Origin of the sequence: Cellulomonas sp. C5510, from assembly GCF_019797765.1 — a bacterium.
Taxonomy (GTDB): domain Bacteria; phylum Actinomycetota; class Actinomycetes; order Actinomycetales; family Cellulomonadaceae; genus Cellulomonas.
Map to the genome: position 1 here is coordinate 511,769 of NZ_CP081862.1, position 17,194 is coordinate 528,962.

The 17,194-nt window shown below is 75.0% G+C and carries 16 protein-coding genes; 12 read left to right on the plus strand and 4 right to left on the minus strand.

Features of this window, described 5'->3' with window-relative positions; translation table 11 throughout:
- Positions 1-9 precede the first annotated feature (9 nt).
- The 4 genes from nadC (at position 10) to K5O09_RS02345 (ending at position 3,215) form a co-directional block, all read left to right on the plus strand.
- Complete coding sequence (nadC, locus tag K5O09_RS02330) at positions 10-1,008, plus strand: carboxylating nicotinate-nucleotide diphosphorylase (RefSeq protein WP_370635509.1); 999 nt, start codon at positions 10-12, stop codon at positions 1,006-1,008.
- A gap of 9 nt (positions 1,009-1,017) precedes the next feature.
- Entirely contained in the window at positions 1,018-2,547 is a 1,530-nt protein-coding gene (lysS, locus tag K5O09_RS02335) for a lysine--tRNA ligase (RefSeq protein WP_222171270.1), read from the plus strand.
- Between the two features lie 32 nt (positions 2,548-2,579).
- Positions 2,580-2,756, plus strand: a complete 177-nt coding sequence (locus K5O09_RS02340; protein WP_222171271.1) for a hypothetical protein — start codon at positions 2,580-2,582, stop codon at positions 2,754-2,756.
- 120 nt (positions 2,757-2,876) lie between these two features.
- Entirely contained in the window at positions 2,877-3,215 is a 339-nt protein-coding gene (locus K5O09_RS02345) for an Lsr2 family protein (protein ID WP_222171272.1), read from the plus strand.
- 78 nt (positions 3,216-3,293) lie between these two features.
- On the opposite strand, the gene xylB is transcribed toward K5O09_RS02345, so the two are convergent.
- The gene (gene xylB / locus K5O09_RS02350; protein ID WP_222171273.1) at positions 3,294-4,724 is read right to left on the minus strand and encodes a xylulokinase; all 1,431 of its coding nucleotides are present in this window, start codon (positions 4,722-4,724) and stop codon (positions 3,294-3,296) included.
- Between the two features lie 111 nt (positions 4,725-4,835).
- Positions 4,836-6,023, minus strand: a complete 1,188-nt coding sequence (xylA, locus tag K5O09_RS02355; RefSeq protein WP_222171274.1) for a xylose isomerase — start codon at positions 6,021-6,023, stop codon at positions 4,836-4,838.
- A gap of 108 nt (positions 6,024-6,131) precedes the next feature.
- Here xylA and K5O09_RS02360 point away from each other — a divergent pair, with 108 nt between their 5' ends.
- The 4 genes from K5O09_RS02360 to mshA all read left to right on the plus strand — a co-directional run bounded on the left by K5O09_RS02360 (position 6,132) and on the right by mshA (position 11,482).
- Positions 6,132-7,436 (plus strand): ROK family transcriptional regulator, encoded by a 1,305-nt coding sequence (locus tag K5O09_RS02360; protein ID WP_255596009.1) that lies wholly within the window; start codon positions 6,132-6,134, stop codon positions 7,434-7,436.
- Between the two features lie 191 nt (positions 7,437-7,627).
- Positions 7,628-8,692: a lactonase family protein gene (locus K5O09_RS02365; protein WP_255596010.1), complete on the plus strand. Its 1,065-nt coding sequence runs from the start codon at positions 7,628-7,630 to the stop codon at positions 8,690-8,692.
- Positions 8,689-10,113, plus strand: coding sequence for a sugar porter family MFS transporter (locus K5O09_RS02370; protein ID WP_222171276.1), 1,425 nt, complete (start codon positions 8,689-8,691; stop codon positions 10,111-10,113). Before K5O09_RS02365 ends, K5O09_RS02370 begins: the two co-directional genes overlap by 4 nt.
- A gap of 130 nt (positions 10,114-10,243) precedes the next feature.
- The gene (mshA, locus tag K5O09_RS02375) at positions 10,244-11,482 is read left to right on the plus strand and encodes a D-inositol-3-phosphate glycosyltransferase (RefSeq protein ID WP_222172537.1); all 1,239 of its coding nucleotides are present in this window, start codon (positions 10,244-10,246) and stop codon (positions 11,480-11,482) included.
- 58 nt (positions 11,483-11,540) lie between these two features.
- Here mshA and K5O09_RS02380 read toward each other — a convergent pair whose 3' ends face one another.
- The gene (locus K5O09_RS02380; RefSeq protein ID WP_370635510.1) at positions 11,541-12,077 is read right to left on the minus strand and encodes a nitroreductase family deazaflavin-dependent oxidoreductase; all 537 of its coding nucleotides are present in this window, start codon (positions 12,075-12,077) and stop codon (positions 11,541-11,543) included.
- Here K5O09_RS02380 and K5O09_RS02385 point away from each other — a divergent pair.
- A complete protein-coding gene (locus tag K5O09_RS02385; protein WP_222171277.1) occupies positions 12,076-12,816 on the plus strand; it encodes a phosphoglyceromutase in 741 nt (246 codons plus the stop codon). The genes K5O09_RS02380 and K5O09_RS02385 overlap by 2 nt on opposite strands.
- A gap of 90 nt (positions 12,817-12,906) precedes the next feature.
- On the opposite strand, the gene phoU is transcribed toward K5O09_RS02385, so the two are convergent.
- Complete coding sequence (phoU, locus tag K5O09_RS02390) at positions 12,907-13,572, minus strand: phosphate signaling complex protein PhoU (protein WP_222171278.1); 666 nt, start codon at positions 13,570-13,572, stop codon at positions 12,907-12,909.
- Positions 13,573-13,764: 192 nt separating this feature from the next.
- On the opposite strand from phoU, the gene K5O09_RS02395 reads away from it, so the two are divergent.
- The 3 genes from K5O09_RS02395 to pstS all read left to right on the plus strand — a co-directional run bounded on the left by K5O09_RS02395 (position 13,765) and on the right by pstS (position 17,093).
- A complete protein-coding gene (locus K5O09_RS02395; RefSeq protein WP_222171279.1) occupies positions 13,765-15,099 on the plus strand; it encodes a cell wall metabolism sensor histidine kinase WalK in 1,335 nt (444 codons plus the stop codon).
- A 4-nt stretch (positions 15,100-15,103) separates the two neighbouring features.
- The gene (locus tag K5O09_RS02400) at positions 15,104-15,820 is read left to right on the plus strand and encodes a response regulator transcription factor (RefSeq protein ID WP_222171280.1); all 717 of its coding nucleotides are present in this window, start codon (positions 15,104-15,106) and stop codon (positions 15,818-15,820) included.
- 157 nt (positions 15,821-15,977) lie between these two features.
- Positions 15,978-17,093 carry a phosphate ABC transporter substrate-binding protein PstS gene (gene pstS / locus K5O09_RS02405; protein ID WP_222171281.1) on the plus strand — a complete coding sequence of 372 codons (1,116 nt, stop codon included), beginning with the start codon at positions 15,978-15,980 and terminating at the stop codon, positions 17,091-17,093.
- Positions 17,094-17,194 lie beyond the last annotated feature (101 nt).

Below are 17,194 nucleotides of genomic sequence, written 5' to 3' on the forward strand. Positions count from 1 at the left end.
GTCCTAGGCTTGCTCGCCGTGACCCCCACGGATCCCCCGGCCCCGACGGTCCCCCACGCCGTGCCCGCGCCGGCGCCCGCTCCGGCGCCCGCGTCGGCCGGCTCGCTCGACCCGGCGTGGCTCGCCCGCACGGTCGCCGTCGCGCTCGACGAGGACCTCGGGCCCGCGCCCGGCCGGGACGTCACGACGCAGGCGACCGTCGACCCCGCCGTCACCGGCGAGGCGCACCTCGTGGCGCGCGAGCCGGGCGTCGTCGCCGGGCTGCCGGTCGTCGCCGAGGTGCTGCGGCAGGTCGCCTCACGGCTCGGTCTCGCGGCCCCGGCGGTCGAGCAGCGCGTGCCCGACGGCACCACGGTCGCCGCCGCGGACGTGCTCGCCGTGCTCACGGGGCCGGTGCAGGCCCTGCTGGTCGCCGAGCGCACGGCGCTCAACCTCGCGTCCCGGGCCTCCGGCGTCGCCACCCACACCCGGCGCTGGGCTGACGCGCTCGCCGGCTCGGGCGCGCAGGTGCTCGACACCCGCAAGACCACCCCGGGCCTGCGTGAGCTCGAGAAGTACGCGGTGCGCTGCGGCGGCGGCACGAACAAGCGCATGGGCCTCTACGACGTGGCGATGGTCAAGGACAACCACGTGGTGGCGGCGGGAGGCGCCGCCGCCGCGGTGCGGGCGGTGCGCGAGCGGTTCCCGGACGTCGTCGTCCAGGTCGAGGCGGACACCACCGCCCAGGCGCTCGAGGCCGTCGGGGCCGGCGCCCGGTTCCTCCTGCTCGACAACATGCCGACCCCGGTGCTCGCCGCGACCGTGGCCGCCGTGCGGGCGCTCGAGCCCCGGGTGGGTCGCGTCGAGCTCGAGGCGACCGGCAACCTCACGCTCGCCCGAGCGGCGGAGGTCGCCGCCACCGGCGTCGACTACCTGTCCGTCGGCGCCCTCACGCACTCCTCGCCGATCCTCGACCTCGCGCTGGACCTCGTCGCCGGGCTGTCCGGGCCGGTCCCCGGCGCTCGGTAGGATCGGCGGGTGACCGACGCCCCCGCCGCAGCCCCCGTCGACGACCTCCCCGAGCAGCTCCGGTTCCGTCGCGAGAAGCGCGACCGCCTGATCGCCGAGGGCGTCGAGCCGTACCCGGTCGGCGTGCCCCGCACGCACACGGTCGCCGAGGTCCGCGCCGGCTACCCCGACCTGGAGCCGGGCCAGGAGACCGAGGACGAGGTCGGCGTCGCCGGCCGCGTGGTGTTCCTGCGCAACACCGGCAAGCTCTGCTTCGCCACGCTGCAGGACGGCGAGGGCAACCGCCTCCAGGCGATGCTCAGCCTCGCGAACGTCGGCGAGGACCGCCTGGCGGCGTTCAAGGCGGACGTCGACCTGGGCGACCACCTGTTCGTGCACGGCCGTGTCGTGTCGTCGCGCCGCGGCGAGCTGTCCGTCATGGCGGACGCCTGGCAGCTCGCGGCGAAGTCGCTGCGGCCGCTGCCGAACCTCTACGCGCGCGGCGACGAGGAGGCACCGGAGCTCTCCGAGGAGGTGCGCGTCCGGCAGCGCTACGTCGACCTGATCGTGCGTCCGGCCGCCCGCGACGCGGTCCGGCTGCGGGCGGGGGTCGTGCGCTCGCTGCGGGACAGCTTCCACCGGCGCGGCTACCTCGAGGTCGAGACGCCGATGCTGCAGACGCAGCCCGGCGGCGCGGCGGCCCGTCCGTTCGTCACGCACATGAACGCGTTCGACATGGACCTGTACCTGCGGATCGCGCCCGAGCTGTTCCTCAAGCGCGCGGCCGTCGGCGGCCTCGAGCGCGTCTTCGAGATCAACCGGAACTTCCGCAACGAGGGCGCCGACTCCTCGCACTCGCCCGAGTTCGCGATGCTCGAGGCGTACGAGGCCTACGGCGACTACGACACCATGGCCGCTCTCACCCGCGACCTCGTCCAGACCGCCGCGCAGGACGTCCTCGGCACCACGACCCTGACGCTCGCCGACGGCTCGGAGTACGAGGTCGGCGGCGAGTGGGCGCAGCTCACCATGTACGGTTCGCTGTCCGAGGCGCTGGGCGAGGAGATCACGCCGCAGACGTCGGTGGCGCACCTGCAGGCGGTCGCGGACAAGCACGAGGTCGTGCTCGACCCGAAGCGGGTCAGCCACGGCAAGCTCGTCGAGGTGCTGTGGGAGGACCTGGTCGGCGAGAAGCTCCACGCGCCGACGTTCGTGCGTGACTTCCCGGTCGAGACCAGCCCGCTGACGCGCGACCACCGGACGGTCCCCGGGCTGGTCGAGAAGTGGGACCTGTACGTGCGCGGGTTCGAGCTCGCCACCGCCTATTCCGAGCTCGTCGACCCGGTGATCCAGCGCCAGCGGTTCGAGGCGCAGGCGCTCCTCGCGGCAGCGGGCGACGAGGAGGCCATGCGGGTCGACGAGGACTTCCTCGCCGCCGTCGAGTACGCGCTGCCGCCCACCGGCGGCATGGGCATGGGCGTCGACCGGCTGCTCATGGCCCTCACCGGCCTCGGGATCCGCGAGACGATCCTGTTCCCCCTGGTGAAGCCGCAGGCCTGAGACGGGTCCGGGGTGCGGCGTACGCTGACCGCATGGACATCGGCCCCGCGCTCGCCGCGCTGATCCCGTCGATCGGCGTCGGGCTCGTCTTCTGGTTGGTCATCCGGGCGCTGGTGAACGCCGACCGCACGGAACGCGCCGCATTGGCGCGCCTGGACGCGCAGGACCTCGAGCGGCAGAAATCCGCTGAGAACGCCACCGAAAAGTGACGTCCGCGTGCGTTCGCTTTGACGGTCGCGCACCGTGGTGCCATGCTTTTCCGGACCGCACGAATACATGCCGCTGATGATGGCGGGGGGAAGCGGCGGCCAACGGCTCGGGAGGGCGAAATGGCACAGAAGGTTCAGGTCCTGCTCGTGGACGACATTGACGGCGGAACCGCCGACGAGACGGTGTCGTTCGCGCTGGACGGTGTGTCCTACGAGATCGACCTGACGACCGAGCACGCCACCGAGCTGCGCGACGCGCTGGCGACGTGGGTCGGGCACGCGCGCAAGACCGGCGGTCGTTCCGGCGGCCGCGGCGGTTCGGCGGGCGGTGCGAGCCGTCCCCGCCGCTCGTCCGACGCGGGCGCCGTCCGCGCCTGGGCGAAGGAGAACGGCTTCGAGGTCTCCGAGCGCGGGCGCATCTCCGCGGAGATCCGCGAGGCGTACGACGCCGCGCACTGACGCGACGACGCCGCCGCGCACGAAGGCCCGGCCCCCGCGAGGGGGCCGGGCCTTCGTGCGTCGAGCCGCGGGGCCGGGTCAGGGACGGGTGCCCGTCAGGTCCCGCACCGCCGCGTACTGCTCGCGGACCCGCGGGGCCGCGTCGGCCGCGAACACCTCGGCCGCCCCGCTCGCGGTCCACGCCGGCGGCTCCTGGGCACCGGACAGCACCCACGCGGCCTGGCGTGCGGCGCCGTCGGCCACGTACTCGCCGGGCGGGGGCACGAGCACGTCGAGCCCCAGCACGGCGGGGGCGATGCGGCGGACCGCCTCGGACTGCGCGCCGCCGCCGATCAGCGACACCCGCTCCACCGGCACGCCCTGGGCGCGCAGGGCGTCGAGGCCGTCGGCGAGCGCGCACAGCATGCCCTCGACGGCCGCGCGCGCGAGGTGCGCGGGCGTGGTGTTCGCCAGCCGCATGCCGTGCAGGGCGCCGGTGGCGTCGGGCTTGTTCGGGGTGCGCTCCCCCTCGAGGTAGGGCACCAGCACCAGGCCGTCGGCCCCGGCGGGGGCGGACAGCGCGAGCGCGGAGAGGCCGGCGTGGTCGACGCCCAGCATCCGCGCGGCGGCGTCCAGCACCCGGGAGGCGTTGAGCGTGCAGGCGAGCGGCAGGTAGCGGCCGGTCGCGTCGGCGAAGCCGGTCACCATGCCGGTGCCGTCGGCCGTCGGCCGGGCGGCGACCGCCGAGACGACGCCCGACGTGCCGATCGAGATCGCGACATCCCCGGCGACCATGCCGAGCCCGAGCGCCGCCGCGGCGTTGTCGCCGGCGCCGGACCCGAGCAGCGCGCCCTCGCGCACCGGACCGCCGGCGCCCGCGCGCCCCGCTGCCTCGTGCGGCGCGACGACCCGCGGCAGCGCGGCGTCGTGCCCGAGGCCGAGCTCGAGCAGGTCGCGGCGGTAGTCCTCGGTGAACGGCGACCAGTAGCCGGTGCCGGACGCGTCGGACCGGTCGGTGGCGAGCGCGGCGAGGTCGGCGGCACCCGGCCCGTGACCGGCGAGGCGCCAGGTCAGCCAGTCGTGGGGGAGCGCGACGGCGGCCACCCGGGCGGCGGCGTCGGGCTCGTGGTCGCGCAGCCAGCGCAGCTTGGTGACGGTCAGCGACGCCACCGGCACGGAGCCGATCGCGTCGGCCCACGCCTGCGGCCCGCCGAGCTCGCCGATCAGGTCGAGCGCCGCCTGGGCCGAGCGGGTGTCGTTCCAGAGCAGGGCGTCGCGCACGACCTCCCCGTCGGCGTCGAGCGTGACCATGCCGTGCTGCTGCCCGCCGACCGCGACCGCGTCGACGTCGTCCAGCCCGCCGGCGTCGCGGACGGCCGTCTGCAGGGCGTCCCACCAGTGCCGGGGGTCGATCTCGGTGCCGTCCGGGTGCGAGGCGCGGCCGGTGCGCACGAGCGCCCCGGTCTCGGCGTCGCGCACGACGACCTTGCAGGACTGGGTGGAGGAGTCCACCCCGGCGACGAGTGCCATGGGATGCGTCCTTGCTGTGCTGTGGGGGTCGGGCGGGGGAGCGGGGAACCGCCGAGGGCGGGCACGACGTCGGACGTCGTGCCCGCCCTCGGCAGCAGGGTGTGCGTGTGCTCAGCGGGCGCCGAGCGCGTGCTCCAGCGCGAGCTGGTTGAGGCGGACGAAGCCGAAGCCGCGCGCCGCGACGCCGTCGACGTCGAAGTCCTCGAACGCCGAGCGGTCGGCCAGCAGGTCGGCCAGGGTCTCGCCCTCGCCGAGCGTCGGCTGGGCCAGCTCGAGCACGCCGGACGCCTCGAGGGCCTCCTGGACCTCCGGGTCCGCGCGGAACGCCTGCGCGCGCTCCTTGAGGATCAGGTAGGTGTCCATGTTCGCCTTGGCCGAGGCCCACACGCCGTCGAAGTCCTCGGTGCGGGACGGCTTGTAGTCGAAGTGGCGCGGGCCGTCGTAGCGCGGGCCGCCGGCCGGGAAGCCGTTCTCGATGAGGTCGACGGTCGCGAACGCGGAGAACAGGTCGCCGTGCCCGAACACCAGGTCCTGGTCGTACTTGATGGAGCGCTGGCCGTTGAGGTCGATGTGGAACAGCTTGCCGGCCCACAGCGCCTCGGCGATGCCGGACGTGTAGTTCAGGCCCGCCATCTGCTCGTGGCCGGTCTCCGGGTTCAGGCCGACGATGTCGCCGTGCTCGAGCTTGGCGATGAGGCCGAGCGCGTGGCCGATCGTCGGGAGCAGGATGTCGCCGCGGGGCTCGTTCGGCTTCGGCTCGATGGCGATCCGCAGGCCGTAGCCCTTCTCCTTGATGTACGCGGCGACGGTGTCGATGCCCTCGGCGTACCGGTCGTGCGCGGCGTTGAGGTCCTTGGCCGAGTCGTACTCGGCGCCCTCGCGCCCGCCCCACATGACGAAGGTGTCGGCACCGAGCTCGGCGGCGAGGTCGACGTTGCGGATGACCTTGCGCAGGCCGTAGCGGCGGACGCGGCGGTCGTTCGAGGTGAACGCGCCGTCCTTAAAGATCGGGTGGCTGAACGTGTTGGTCGTGACCATCTCGACCGTGATGCCGGTGTCCGCGAGCGCCTGCTTGAAGCGGGCGAGGATGCGGTCGCGCTCGGCGGCGTCGGAGCCGAACGGCACCACGTCGTCGTCGTGGAAGGTCACGTGCGCGGCGCCGAGCTCCGCGAGCTTGTGGACGGACTCCACCGGGTCGAGCCACGGACGGCTGGCCGAGCCGAACTGGTCCTGGGCGTTCCAGCCGACGGTCCAGAGACCGAAGGAGAACTTGTCGGCGGGGGTGGGCGTGCGCACCATCGGGGTTCACTCCTCATCGAAGAACACGGCGACCGCTGCGGACACTGCGAGCACAGCGGGTTTGTCTTGTGGATGAACTTATCGCCGGAACCGGCTAGGGTCAACCGCGTGACCGACCCCGCCGCCGACCCCGCCGCGCCGCCCGCCGGCGTGCCGCTCGGCGCGGTCGCACCACCCCCGTCCGGGACCGTGGCCCGCCGGCGGTCGCCCGCGCGCCCCGCCCGGCAGGGGTCGCTGCGGGAGCACAACCTCGCGCTCGTCCTGCGGCACGTGCTCGACGCCGCGCTGGCGGGGGAGCCCCCGCCGTCCCGCGCCGACGTCGCCACGGCCACCGGCCTGACGCGCGGGGCGGTCTCGGCGCTCGTCGACCTGCTCGTCGGCGCCCGGCTCGTCGCCGAGCTGCCGCCGCTGACCACCGCCCGGGCCGGGCGACCCGCCGTCCCCCTCGTCCCGGCGTCCGGCACCGTCGTCGGACTCGGCGCCGAGGTCAACGTCGACTACATCGGCGTCCGCGCCGTCGACCTCGCCGGGGACCTCGTGGCCGACCGCACCACGGTCGGGGACTTCCGGCACAGCGACCCCGCGCAGGTCCTCGGTCTGCTCGCCGGCCTCGTCGGCGACGTGCGCGCGTCGCTGCCGGACGGTGCGCGGCTCGCGGGTATGTGCCTGGCCCTGCCCGGGCTCGTCGACCGCGTGACCGGGCCGCTGCGGCTCGCGCCGAACCTCGGCTGGCGGGACGTCGACGTCGTCGCGCTGCTCACCGCGCAGCCGCAGCTCGACGGGCTGTCCGTCCGCCTGGCCAACGAGGCCAACCTCGCCGCGCGCGCGGAGGCCCGCACCGGCGCGGCCGGCCAGTCGTTCCTCTACGTCTCCGGCGAGGTCGGCATCGGTGCCGCGATCGTCCTCGACGGCGAGGTGTTCGCCGGGCGGCACGGGTGGAGCGGCGAGCTCGGTCACACCGTCGTCGACCAGCAGGGCCCCCGCTGCACGTGCGGGGCCCGGGGCTGCCTCGAGCAGTACGCCGGCAAGGACGCGCTGCTCCGGGCGGCCGGCCGGGACGTCGAGGAGCCCGTCGACGCGCTCGTGACCGCCGTCGCCGCGGGGGACGAGCGCGCCGCACGGGCCCTGCGGTCCGCCGGGGACGCGCTGGGCGTCGCGCTCGCCAACTTCGTCAACCTCGTCGACGTCGAGACCATCGTCCTGGGCGGCATCTACGCCCCGCTCGCCCCGTGGCTCACCGACGCCGTCGTCGCCCAGCTCCGCTCCCGCGTCCTCGCGGCCGCGTGGGAGGACGCCCGAGTGGGCGTCGCCGCGGGCGGCTCGCACGCCGCCATGACGGGCGCGGCCGTCGTCGTCCTGCGCGCCGTCGCCGACGACCCCGCCGCCTGGCTGGACCCCCCCACCACTCCCTGACCGGCGCCGCCCCGGGGTCCTCCGGGGTCCTCCCCTCGGAGGCTCCGAACGTGCTCGGTGGTGGGCGCGCGGGATCGTGGTGGTCCGGGGAGCACCACGACGCCCCGTCGGAGCCTCCGACGGCGCGGGACGGGGGAGAGGAGGCGGGGTCGGCGCGGCGGGTGGGGGTGGTGTCGCCTAGAGTCCTCGCCGTGACGGAGCACCTGCGCGACCTGTGGATCGGGACCTACCCCTCGGCCGGCGCGGGGACGCCCGCCGGGGTCGGCGAGGGGGTCTGGCGCGTCGCGCTCGACACGGGCACGGGGCAGCTGGGCGAGCCCGTGCTGGCCGCCGAGTCCCCCGCGCCCTCGTTCCTGGCCGTCGACCGGCAGGCCGGCCTGCTGCTCGCGGTCGGTGAGCACGCCGACGGCACCGTGTCCGCCTTCCGCATCGGGACGGGCGACGACGGCCGGTCGGTCCTGACGCCGGCCGGCACGGCGGCCAGTGGCGGCGACGACCCCTGCCACGTGCTGCTCGACCCGGCGGGTCGCGTCGCGTACGTGGCGAACTACTCCTCCGGGTCGGTGGCGGTCCTGGAGCTCGGCCCGGACGGGCTGGCCGCCGAGGCCCCCGCGCAGGTGCTGGTGCACGACGGCTCCGGCCCGGACGCCGAGCGCCAGGAGGCGTCCCACGCGCACTTCGCCGCCCTGACCCCGGACGGCGCGCACCTGCTGGTGTGCGACCTGGGGACGGACGAGATCCGCCGGTACCGGCGCGACGCGGCCACCGGCCTGCTGACCGAGGACGGGATCGCCGCGGCGCTGCGTGCCGGTTCCGGGCCGCGACACCTGGTGCTCTCCGCGGACGGCCGGATCGCGTACGTCGCGTGCGAGCTCGACGCGACCGTGGCGGTGCTGGCCTGGGACGCCGCGACGGCGTCCGGCCGGGTGGTGCAGCACGTCCCCGCGTCCGAGGACGGCTCCGGTGCGGGGTCCGGCGTCCGGCCGCTGCCGTCCCACATCGACCGCGCGGGCGACCGGGTGCTGGTCGCGACGCGCGGCCCGGACCTGCTCGCGGCCTTCGCGCCCGCGCCGGACGGCACGCTCGCGCCGGCCGGTCAGACCGCGCTGCCCGGCGCCTGGCCCCGGCACTTCGCGGTGGTCGACGGCTGGACCGTGGTGGCGGACGAGCGCGGGGACACGCTGACGGTCCTGCGCGACGGCGCGGTCGTCTCCCGCGCGCCCCTGCCGGCACCGGCCTGCGTCGTGGCGGCATGACCGCCGCCGTCCCGGAGGGCGCACGACGCGCGCTGCCCCCGCTGCTGCCCGGGCCGCACCTGCGGCGCCTCGACGTCATCACGGTCGTCGCGACCTTCGGCGGTCTGCTGTTCGGCTACGACACGGGCGTCATCAACGGGGCGCTCGACCCGATGGTGGCGGACCTCGGCCTCACGCCGGCGACCGAGGGGCTGGTGACGAGCAGCCTCCTGGTCGGCGCGGCGCTCGGTGCGCTGGTCGGCGGGCGGCTCGCGGACCGGCTGGGACGCCGCCGGACCCTGGTCGTGCTGGCGGTGGTGTTCTTCCTCGGGGCGCTGGGCAGCGTCGTGGCGCCGTCGTTCGAGGTCATGGTGCCGATGCGCCTGGTGCTCGGCGCGGCCGTCGGCGGGGCGTCCGTCACGGTGCCGGTCTACCTGGCGGAGCTGGCGCCCACCGAGCGCCGCGGGGCGATCACCGGGCGCAACGAGATCGCCATCGTCGTCGGCCAGCTCGCGGCGTTCGTCGTCAACGCGGTGATCGGCACGGTGTGGTCGGACCACGCGGGGGTGTGGCGGTACATGCTCGCCGTCCAGGCGGTGCCGGCCGTCGCGCTGTTCGCGGGGATGCTGCGGATGCCGGAGTCGCCGCGCTGGCTGCTGGGCCGCGGCCGGGACGAGGACGCGCTCGCGGTGCTGCGGCAGGTGCGCGACCCCGGCCGGGCCGCCGCGGAGCTGCTGGAGGTGCGCGACCTCGTCGAGCTGGAGCGTGCCGAGTCCGCCACGCGCGGCGGCTGGGCCGAGCTCCGGCTGCCGTGGGTGCGCCGCCTGGTGCTGGTCGGGATCGGGGTCGCGGTGGTGAACCAGCTCGGCGGGATCAACGCGGTCATGTACTACGGCACGCAGCTGCTGCGGGAGTCCGGGTTCTCCGGCGACGTGGCGCTGGTCGCGAACGTGCTCAACGGCGTGTTCTCCGTGGTGGGCATGCTGATCGGTCTGCGGGTGATCAACCGAGTCACCCGCCGCTCGCTGCTGCTCGTGGGGCTCACCGGCATCATCGCGTCGCACCTGATGATCGCCCTGTCCTCGGCGGCGCTGCCGGAGGGGCCGGGCCGGTCGGCGGCCGTCACGGCGTTCCTGGTGCTGTTCGTCGGCTTCAACCAGGCGTCCGTCGGGCTGGTCTGCTGGGTGGTCCTGGCGGAGCTCTTCCCGCTGCGGGTGCGCGGCCTCGCGATCGGGCTGTGCGTGTTCTGGAACTGGACGTCGAACGCCGTGATCTCGGGGTTCTTCCCGACGGTCGTCGCGGCGATCGGCGTGAACGGGACGTTCCTCGTGTTCGCCGGGGTCAACGTGCTGTCGTGGCTGTTCGTGCGCTTCGTGCTCCCCGAGACCCGGGACCGGTCGCTGGAGCAGCTCGAGGAGGACTTCCGGGCCGCACGCGCCTGACCTGGGACGCCGGTCCGTCACCCGCGGGCGCGCGCGGCCTGCGTCGCGGCACCTCGAGGATGACGGACAATGGGAGCAGTCCACCGTCCGTCGCCCGCAGGAGCCCGCCGTGCCGCAGCAGCGCATCGCCATGCTGTCGGTGCACACGTCCCCGCTCGACCAGCCGGGGACCGGCGACGCCGGCGGCATGAACGTCTACGTGGCCGAGCTGTCCCGGGCGCTGGCCCGCCGGGGCGCCGCGGTGGAGATCTTCACGCGCGCGACCTCGTCCGCGTCGCCGGAGACGGTGGCGCTCGACGGCACCGGCGACCGGGTGCTCGTGCACCACGTGCCCGCCGGTCCGTACGAGGGGCTCGACAAGAACGACCTGCCCGGCCAGCTGTGCGCCATGGCGGCCGGCGTGCTGCGGCTCGGTGCGACGCGGCCCGCGGGCTGGTTCGACGTCGTGCACTCCCACTACTGGCTGTCGGGCCAGGTGGGCTGGCTCGCGGCGGAGCGGTGGGACGTGCCGCTGGTCCACACCATGCACACGATGGCGCGGGTGAAGAACGCCGCGCTCGCCCCGGGCGACAGCCCCGAACCGGCCACGCGGGTCATCGGCGAGGAGCAGGTGGTCGCGGCCGCGGACGCGCTGGTCGCGAGCACCGCCGAGGAGGCTCACGACCTGGTCGGCATGTACGACGCGGACCCGGAGCAGGTGCACGTGGTGGCGCCCGGGGTGGACCTGCGGACGTTCCGGCCGTGGCCGGGGGACGTCGCGGACCTGCGCCGGGAGCTGGGCCTGCCGGCGGGGCGTGACGTCGTGCTGTTCGCCGGCCGCGTCCAGCCGCTGAAGGCGCCCGACGTGCTGGTGCGGGCGCTCGGCGTGCTGCGCGCGACCGGTCGGCCGCTGCCGCTGCTGGTGGTCCTGGGCGGCCCCAGCGGCCGGGCCTCCGCACTGCGGGAGCTGCAGGCGCTCGCGGCCACGGAGGGCGTCGCGGAGCACGTGCTGTTCCGTCCGCCGGTCCCGCGCCAGGAGCTCGCGCGGTGGTTCGCCGCCGCCGACGTGGTCGCGATGCCGTCGAGGTCGGAGTCCTTCGGCCTGGTCGCGGTCGAGGCGCAGGCCGTGGGCACACCCGTCGTCGCGTCGGCGGTCGGCGGGCTGCGGTCCGTGGTGCAGGACGGCGTGTCCGGTCGTCAGGTCCGCGGCCACGACCCGGCGGTGTGGGCCGACGCGCTCGCGGCGACGCTCGCCGACCCGGCGGTGCGCGGACCGTGGCGCCGGGGCGCGCGACGGGTGGCCGAGCAGTACGGCTGGGACGCGACGGCCGAGCAGGTGCTCAAGGTCTACGCGCTGGCGTCCGAGCGGCGCGCACGCCTCGCGGTCTGACGCGCGCGAGCGGGGACGACCGCGGCGCGGCGCCCGGGCGGGCCGTCGGCCGTCGCGGTCAGGCCCCCGCCTCCACCGGCTCCAGCACCAGCACCGGGATCACGCGGTCGGTCCGCCGCTGGTAGTCCGCGTAGTCCGGGTAGGCGGCGACGGCCCGTTCCCACCAGAGCTCCCGCTCGGCACCCGTGACCTCGCGCGCCACGTAGTCGCGCCGGGTGGGCCCGTCCTGCAGCTCGACGTGCGGGTCGGTCCGCAGGTTCCGGTACCAGACGGGGTGCTGCGGCGCGCCGCCGAGCGACGCCACGACCGCGTACGTGCCGTCGTGCTCGACGCGCATCAGCGGGATCTTGCGGACCTTCCCGGACGTCGCGCCCCGCATGGTGACGACCACGACGGGCATCCCGCGCAGCGTCGTGCCCTGCGTCCCGCCGGAGCTCTCGTACAGCTCGACCTGCTCGCGGGTCCGGGTGTCGGTGCTCGGTGCGTACTCTCCGGTGATCGGCATGCCCGCGACAACGCGCACCGCGGCGCCGGTGTTCCGCGGGCCGAACGTCCCCCGACGCGTCGCGAGCGCGTGCGGCAGGATGGGACCCATGACCTACACCCTCGTTCTGCTCCGCCACGGCGAGAGCGAATGGAACGCCAAGAACCTGTTCACCGGCTGGGTCGACGTCGCGCTGTCCGAGAAGGGCGTCGCGGAGGCCAAGCGCGGCGGCACCCTGCTGACCGACGCGGGTGTGCTCCCGGACGTCGTGCACACCTCGCTGCTGCGTCGCGCGATCATGACCGCGAACTACGCGCTCGACACCGCCGACCGCCTCTGGATCCCGGTCAAGCGCTCGTGGCGCCTGAACGAGCGCCACTACGGCGACCTGCAGGGCAAGGACAAGAAGCAGACCCTGCAGCAGTACGGCGAGGAGCAGTTCATGCTCTGGCGCCGGTCGTACGACGTGCCGCCGCCGGACATCGAGCTCGGCTCGGAGTTCTCGCAGGACCAGGACCCGCGCTACGCCGGTGAGCCGATCCCGCGGGCGGAGGCGCTGAAGCAGGTGCTCGAGCGCGCGCTGCCGTACTGGCAGTCGGACATCGTGCCGGACCTGCAGGCCGGGAAGACCACCCTGGTGGCCGCGCACGGCAACTCGATCCGCGCGATCGTGAAGTACCTCGACGACGTGGACGACGCGACGATCGCCGGGATCAACATCCCGACGGGCATCCCGCTCGTGTACCACCTGGACGAGGAGACGCTGAAGCCCACGAACCCGGGCGGCACGTACCTCGACCCGGACGCCGCGGCGGAGGCCATCGCCGCGGTCGCCAACCAGGGCCGCTGAGCCCCGGTCCCCGCACGCACGAGGGCCCGGTCCGACAGTCGTCGGACCGGGCCCTCGTGGTGTCCCCGCCGGACGAGGCGGGCGGCGGGGTCAGCGCGTCGTGGCGGAGCGCTCCGCGGCGAACTCGCCGGTCACGAGGAACACGATGCGCCGGGCGACGGACACGGCGTGGTCCCCGAACCGCTCGTAGTACCTCCCGACCAGCGTGACGTCGATGGTCTGCTGCGGCGTGCCCGTCCAGGAGCCGCCGAGCAGGACGCGGAACGTCTCCTCGTGCAGGCTGTCGAGCAGGTCGTCGTCCCGCTCGATGCCCTCGGCCTCGGCGAGGTCGTGCGTGGTGAGCACCTGCGTGGTGCGCTGGGCGACCCGCACCGCCGCGGCGTTCATCTCGGTGAACACGCCGACCAGCGCCGGGTCGATCGCCCCGTGGGGGTAGCGGGCCCGCGCCACCTGGGCGACGTGCCGCGCGAGGTCGCCCATGCGCTCCAGGGTGGCGCTCATCCGCAGCGCCGACACGACGACCCGCAGGTCCGTGGCGACCGGCTGCTGCTGGGCGAGCAGCAGGACGCAGCGCTCGTCCAGGTCGCGCTCCAGGGCGTCGATCGCCAGGTCGTCGGCGATGACGGTCTCGGCGAGCGCCAGGTCCTGGCGCAGCAACGCCTCCCCGGCCGCCGCGATCGCGTGCTCGACCCGCCGGCTCATCGCGACCAGGTCGTCACCGAGCTGCTTGAGCTCGGCGTCGAAGATCTCCCGCATGGCTTCCTCTCGTCCGCGCGTGCGCGCGTCTGGGCACAGAACAGTCCGGGTGCCACGCTCGCACGACCAGGTGAACGCCGCGGTGAACGCCGGGTCGCCCCCAGGTGAACGGCGGTGAACTCTGGACGCGGTGCGGCGTGGCGGGGGCGCGGACGGCCCGTGGCACCCCCGCGGCGACCGTACGCTGACGACGTGGAGGGTCTCAACGGCTTCGTCGTGCTGCTCGCCGGCGCGCTCGGCCTGGTGACGGGCATCGGCGCGACGCTGGCGTTCCGGTGGAGCGAGCGCGCGCAGCACACGCTGCCCGAGCCGCCGGAGCGCGAGCTCGACGACGGCCTGGTACGGGTGCTGGCCGTGCTGCGGTCAGCGGCGGTGGTGCTCGACGACGACGACCGGGTGGTGCGCGCGAGCCCGCCCGCGTACGCGCTGAACGTCGTGCGGGACGGCGCCGTGGTGCACCCCGCAGTGCGGGACCTCATCGCGGACGTGCGGCGGACCGGCGTCATCCGGGACGAGGAGCTGGAGCTGCCCCGGGGGCCGCTCGGCCCGGGGACGCTGATGCTGCAGGTGCGGGTCGCGCAGGTCGGTCCGGGGCTGCTGCTGGTGCTGGCGGAGGACCGGACGCAGGCCCGGCGGCTGGAGGCGATCCGCCGCGACTTCGTGGTGAACGTGTCCCACGAGCTGAAGACCCCGGTGGGTGCCCTGTCGCTGCTCGCCGAGACGGTGCAGGACGCCGCGGACGACCCGGTGGCGGTCCGGCGGTTCGCGGGCCGCATGGTCGGGGAGTCCGCCCGGCTGTCCGCGTTGGTGCACGAGATCCTCGAGCTGTCGCGGCTGCAGGTGGCCGGCGCGCTGCAGGACATCGCCGTGGTGGACGTCGACGGGGTCGTGGCGGAGGCCGTGGACCGTGCGCGGACCGGCGCGGCGGCCAAGGAGATGGCGTTCGACGTCGGTGGCGAGACGGGCGCGCAGGTGTTCGGCGACCACACGATGCTGGTCCAGGCCGTGCGGAACCTCCTCGACAACGCCGTGTCGTACTCCCCGGCGGGCACCCACGTCGGCGTCGGCGTGCGGACGTGCGACGGCCTCGTCGAGATCGCCGTCGTGGACCAGGGCATCGGCATCTCCGCCGAGGAGCAGGAGCGCGTGTTCGAGCGGTTCTACCGCGTGGACCCGGCGCGCAGCCGCGACACCGGGGGCACCGGCCTGGGCCTGTCGATCGTCAAGCACGTCGCGGCGGACCACGGCGGCGACGTGCAGGTGTGGTCGCAGCCGGGCCGCGGGTCGACCTTCACGCTGCGGCTGCCCGAGGCCGCGCGCCCGGACGGTGCGGAGCCTGCCGCGCCGGACACCGCCGTGACGGAGCCCGGCGCGCCCGCGGGCGAGACCGCGCCGCCCGCCGCGTCCACCCCGGCGGCCTCGTCCACCCCGGCGGCCCCGGGGCCCGGCCCGGCCCCCCCCCCCCTGACCGTGCCCGCCCGCGCGGACGGCCCCGCCCGGCCCGCCGACCCCACCCCGGAGGACTGACCCCGTGACCCGCATCCTGCTCGTCGAGGACGAGGAGTCGTACCGCGACCCGCTGGCGTACCTGCTGGGCCGCGAGGGCTTCGAGGTCACCACCGCCGCGACCGGCCCGGACGCCCTGGCCGCGTTCGACGCCGAGGGCGCGGACCTCGTCCTGCTCGACCTCATGCTCCCGGGGCTGTCCGGCACGGAGGTCTGCCGCCAGCTCCGGGCGCGCAGCGACGTGCCGGTGATCATGCTGACCGCGAAGGACGGCGAGATCGACAAGGTCGTCGGCCTGGAGCTCGGGGCGGACGACTACGTCACGAAGCCGTACTCGTCGCGCGAGCTCCTGGCCCGCGTGCGCGCGGTGCTGCGCCGGCGCCAGGCACCGGCGGCCGTGACGCCCGCCGTGGACGACGACGAGGACGAGGGCGTGCTGGCGGCGGGTCCGGTGCGCATGGACGTCGAGCGGCACACCGTCACGGTCGGCGACCGCACCGTCGCGTTCCCGCTGAAGGAGTTCGAGCTGCTCGAGCTGCTGCTGCGCAACGCCGGCCGGGTCCTCACCCGGGGGCAGCTCATCGACCGCGTGTGGGGCACGGACTACGTGGGGGACACCAAGACCCTCGACGTCCACGTGAAGCGGGTGCGTGCGAAGATCGAGCCGGACCCCGCGAACCCCACGCTGCTCGTGACGGTCCGCGGCCTCGGCTACAAGCTGCTCGACGACGAGCCCGCGTAGCCGCCGCCGGGGGCGCCGCGGCGGGCGCCGCCAGGATTGGCCGGTCGTTCACCTGGGGTTCACCGGGCGACGGAGGGCTGGTCACCTCCGCTCCTTAGCGTCGGCGTCAGGTCGCGCACAGACGGGTGCGCGCCGCGTCACGACAGGACGGAACAACGTGAAGCTCAACCGCGGTCGTACGGGTGCCCTCGCCCTCGCCGGCGTCGTCGCCCTCTCCCTCACGGCATGTGGTTCGGACGACCCGACCGGCTCCGGCTCGACCGACGGCACCGACACCGGCTCCGAGACCTCGCTGTCCGGCGAGCTCGTCGGTGCGGGCGCCTCGTCGCAGGAGTCCGCCATGGAGGCCTGGCGTGCCGGTTTCCAGAGCGCGAACCCCGACGTCACCGTCTCGTACGACCCCGTCGGCTCCGGCGGCGGCCGCACGTCCTTCCTCGACGGCTCCGTCACGTTCGCCGGCTCGGACGCCGCGCTGGACGAGGAGGAGCTGGCGCAGGCGAAGGACCGCTGCTTCGGCGCGAACGCCGTGGACCTGCCGGTCTACATCTCCCCGATCGCCGTGGTCTTCAACCTCGAGGGCGTCGACACGCTGAACCTGTCGGCGGAGACCATCGCCAACATCTTCAACGGCACCATCACGACGTGGGACGCGCCGGAGATCGCCGAGGCGAACCCGGACGTCACGCTGCCGAGCACCGCCATCACGCCGGTGCACCGCTCCGACGAGTCGGGCACCACCGAGAACTTCACCGAGTACCTGGCGGCCGCCTCGAACGACGCCTGGACCGAGGAGCCCTCCGGTGACTGGCCGATCGACGGCGGCGAGTCGGGCGCGCAGACCTCCGGCCTGATCCAGGCCGTCCAGGGCGGCGAGGGCACCATCGGCTACGCCGACGCCTCGAAGGCCGGCGACCTCGGCATCGTCTCGCTCGGCGTCGGCGACTCCTTCGTCGCGCCGACCGAGGAGGCCGCCGCGGCCGCGCTCGACGTCTCGCCGCGTGACGAGACCCGCGAGGACGGCGACATCGTCATCGCGATCGACCGCGAGACGACCGCCGAGGGTGCCTACCCGCTGATCCTCGCCTCGTACCTGGTCGTCTGCCAGGCGTACGACACCCAGGAGGACGTCGACCTGGTCAAGGCGTTCGCCACCTACGTCGCCAGCGCGGAGGGCCAGTCGGCCTCCGAGTCCGCCGCGGGGTCCGCGCCGATCTCCGACACGCTGCGCGCCGACGTCCAGGCCTCGATCGACGCGATCAGCCTGGCGTCCTGAGCCGGAAGGGACCGGCGGCCGCGACCCGGCCGCCGGTCCCTTCCGTGGCCGGTCCACACCTGTGGGCCGGCCCTCGGCGCGAAGGCCCGCTCCTCCCCCTC

Excerpts from the sequence above, each read along its gene's own strand:
- K5O09_RS02385 (WP_222171277.1), top strand. The coding sequence starts at position 12,076 with ATGACCTACACCCTCGTTCTGCTCCGCCACGGCGAGAGCGAATGGAAC.
- xylA (WP_222171274.1), bottom strand. The coding sequence starts at position 6,023 with ATGGTGCGCACGCCCACCCCCGCCGACAAGTTCTCCTTCGGTCTCTGG.
- mshA (WP_222172537.1), top strand. The coding sequence starts at position 10,244 with ATGCTGTCGGTGCACACGTCCCCGCTCGACCAGCCGGGGACCGGCGAC.
- phoU (WP_222171278.1), bottom strand. The coding sequence starts at position 13,572 with ATGCGGGAGATCTTCGACGCCGAGCTCAAGCAGCTCGGTGACGACCTG.
- K5O09_RS02370 (WP_222171276.1), top strand. The coding sequence starts at position 8,689 with ATGACCGCCGCCGTCCCGGAGGGCGCACGACGCGCGCTGCCCCCGCTG.
- K5O09_RS02340 (WP_222171271.1), top strand. The coding sequence starts at position 2,580 with ATGGACATCGGCCCCGCGCTCGCCGCGCTGATCCCGTCGATCGGCGTC.
- xylB (WP_222171273.1), bottom strand. The coding sequence starts at position 4,724 with ATGGCACTCGTCGCCGGGGTGGACTCCTCCACCCAGTCCTGCAAGGTC.
- K5O09_RS02345 (WP_222171272.1), top strand. The coding sequence starts at position 2,877 with ATGGCACAGAAGGTTCAGGTCCTGCTCGTGGACGACATTGACGGCGGA.
- K5O09_RS02380 (WP_370635510.1), bottom strand. The coding sequence starts at position 12,077 with ATGGGTCCCATCCTGCCGCACGCGCTCGCGACGCGTCGGGGGACGTTC.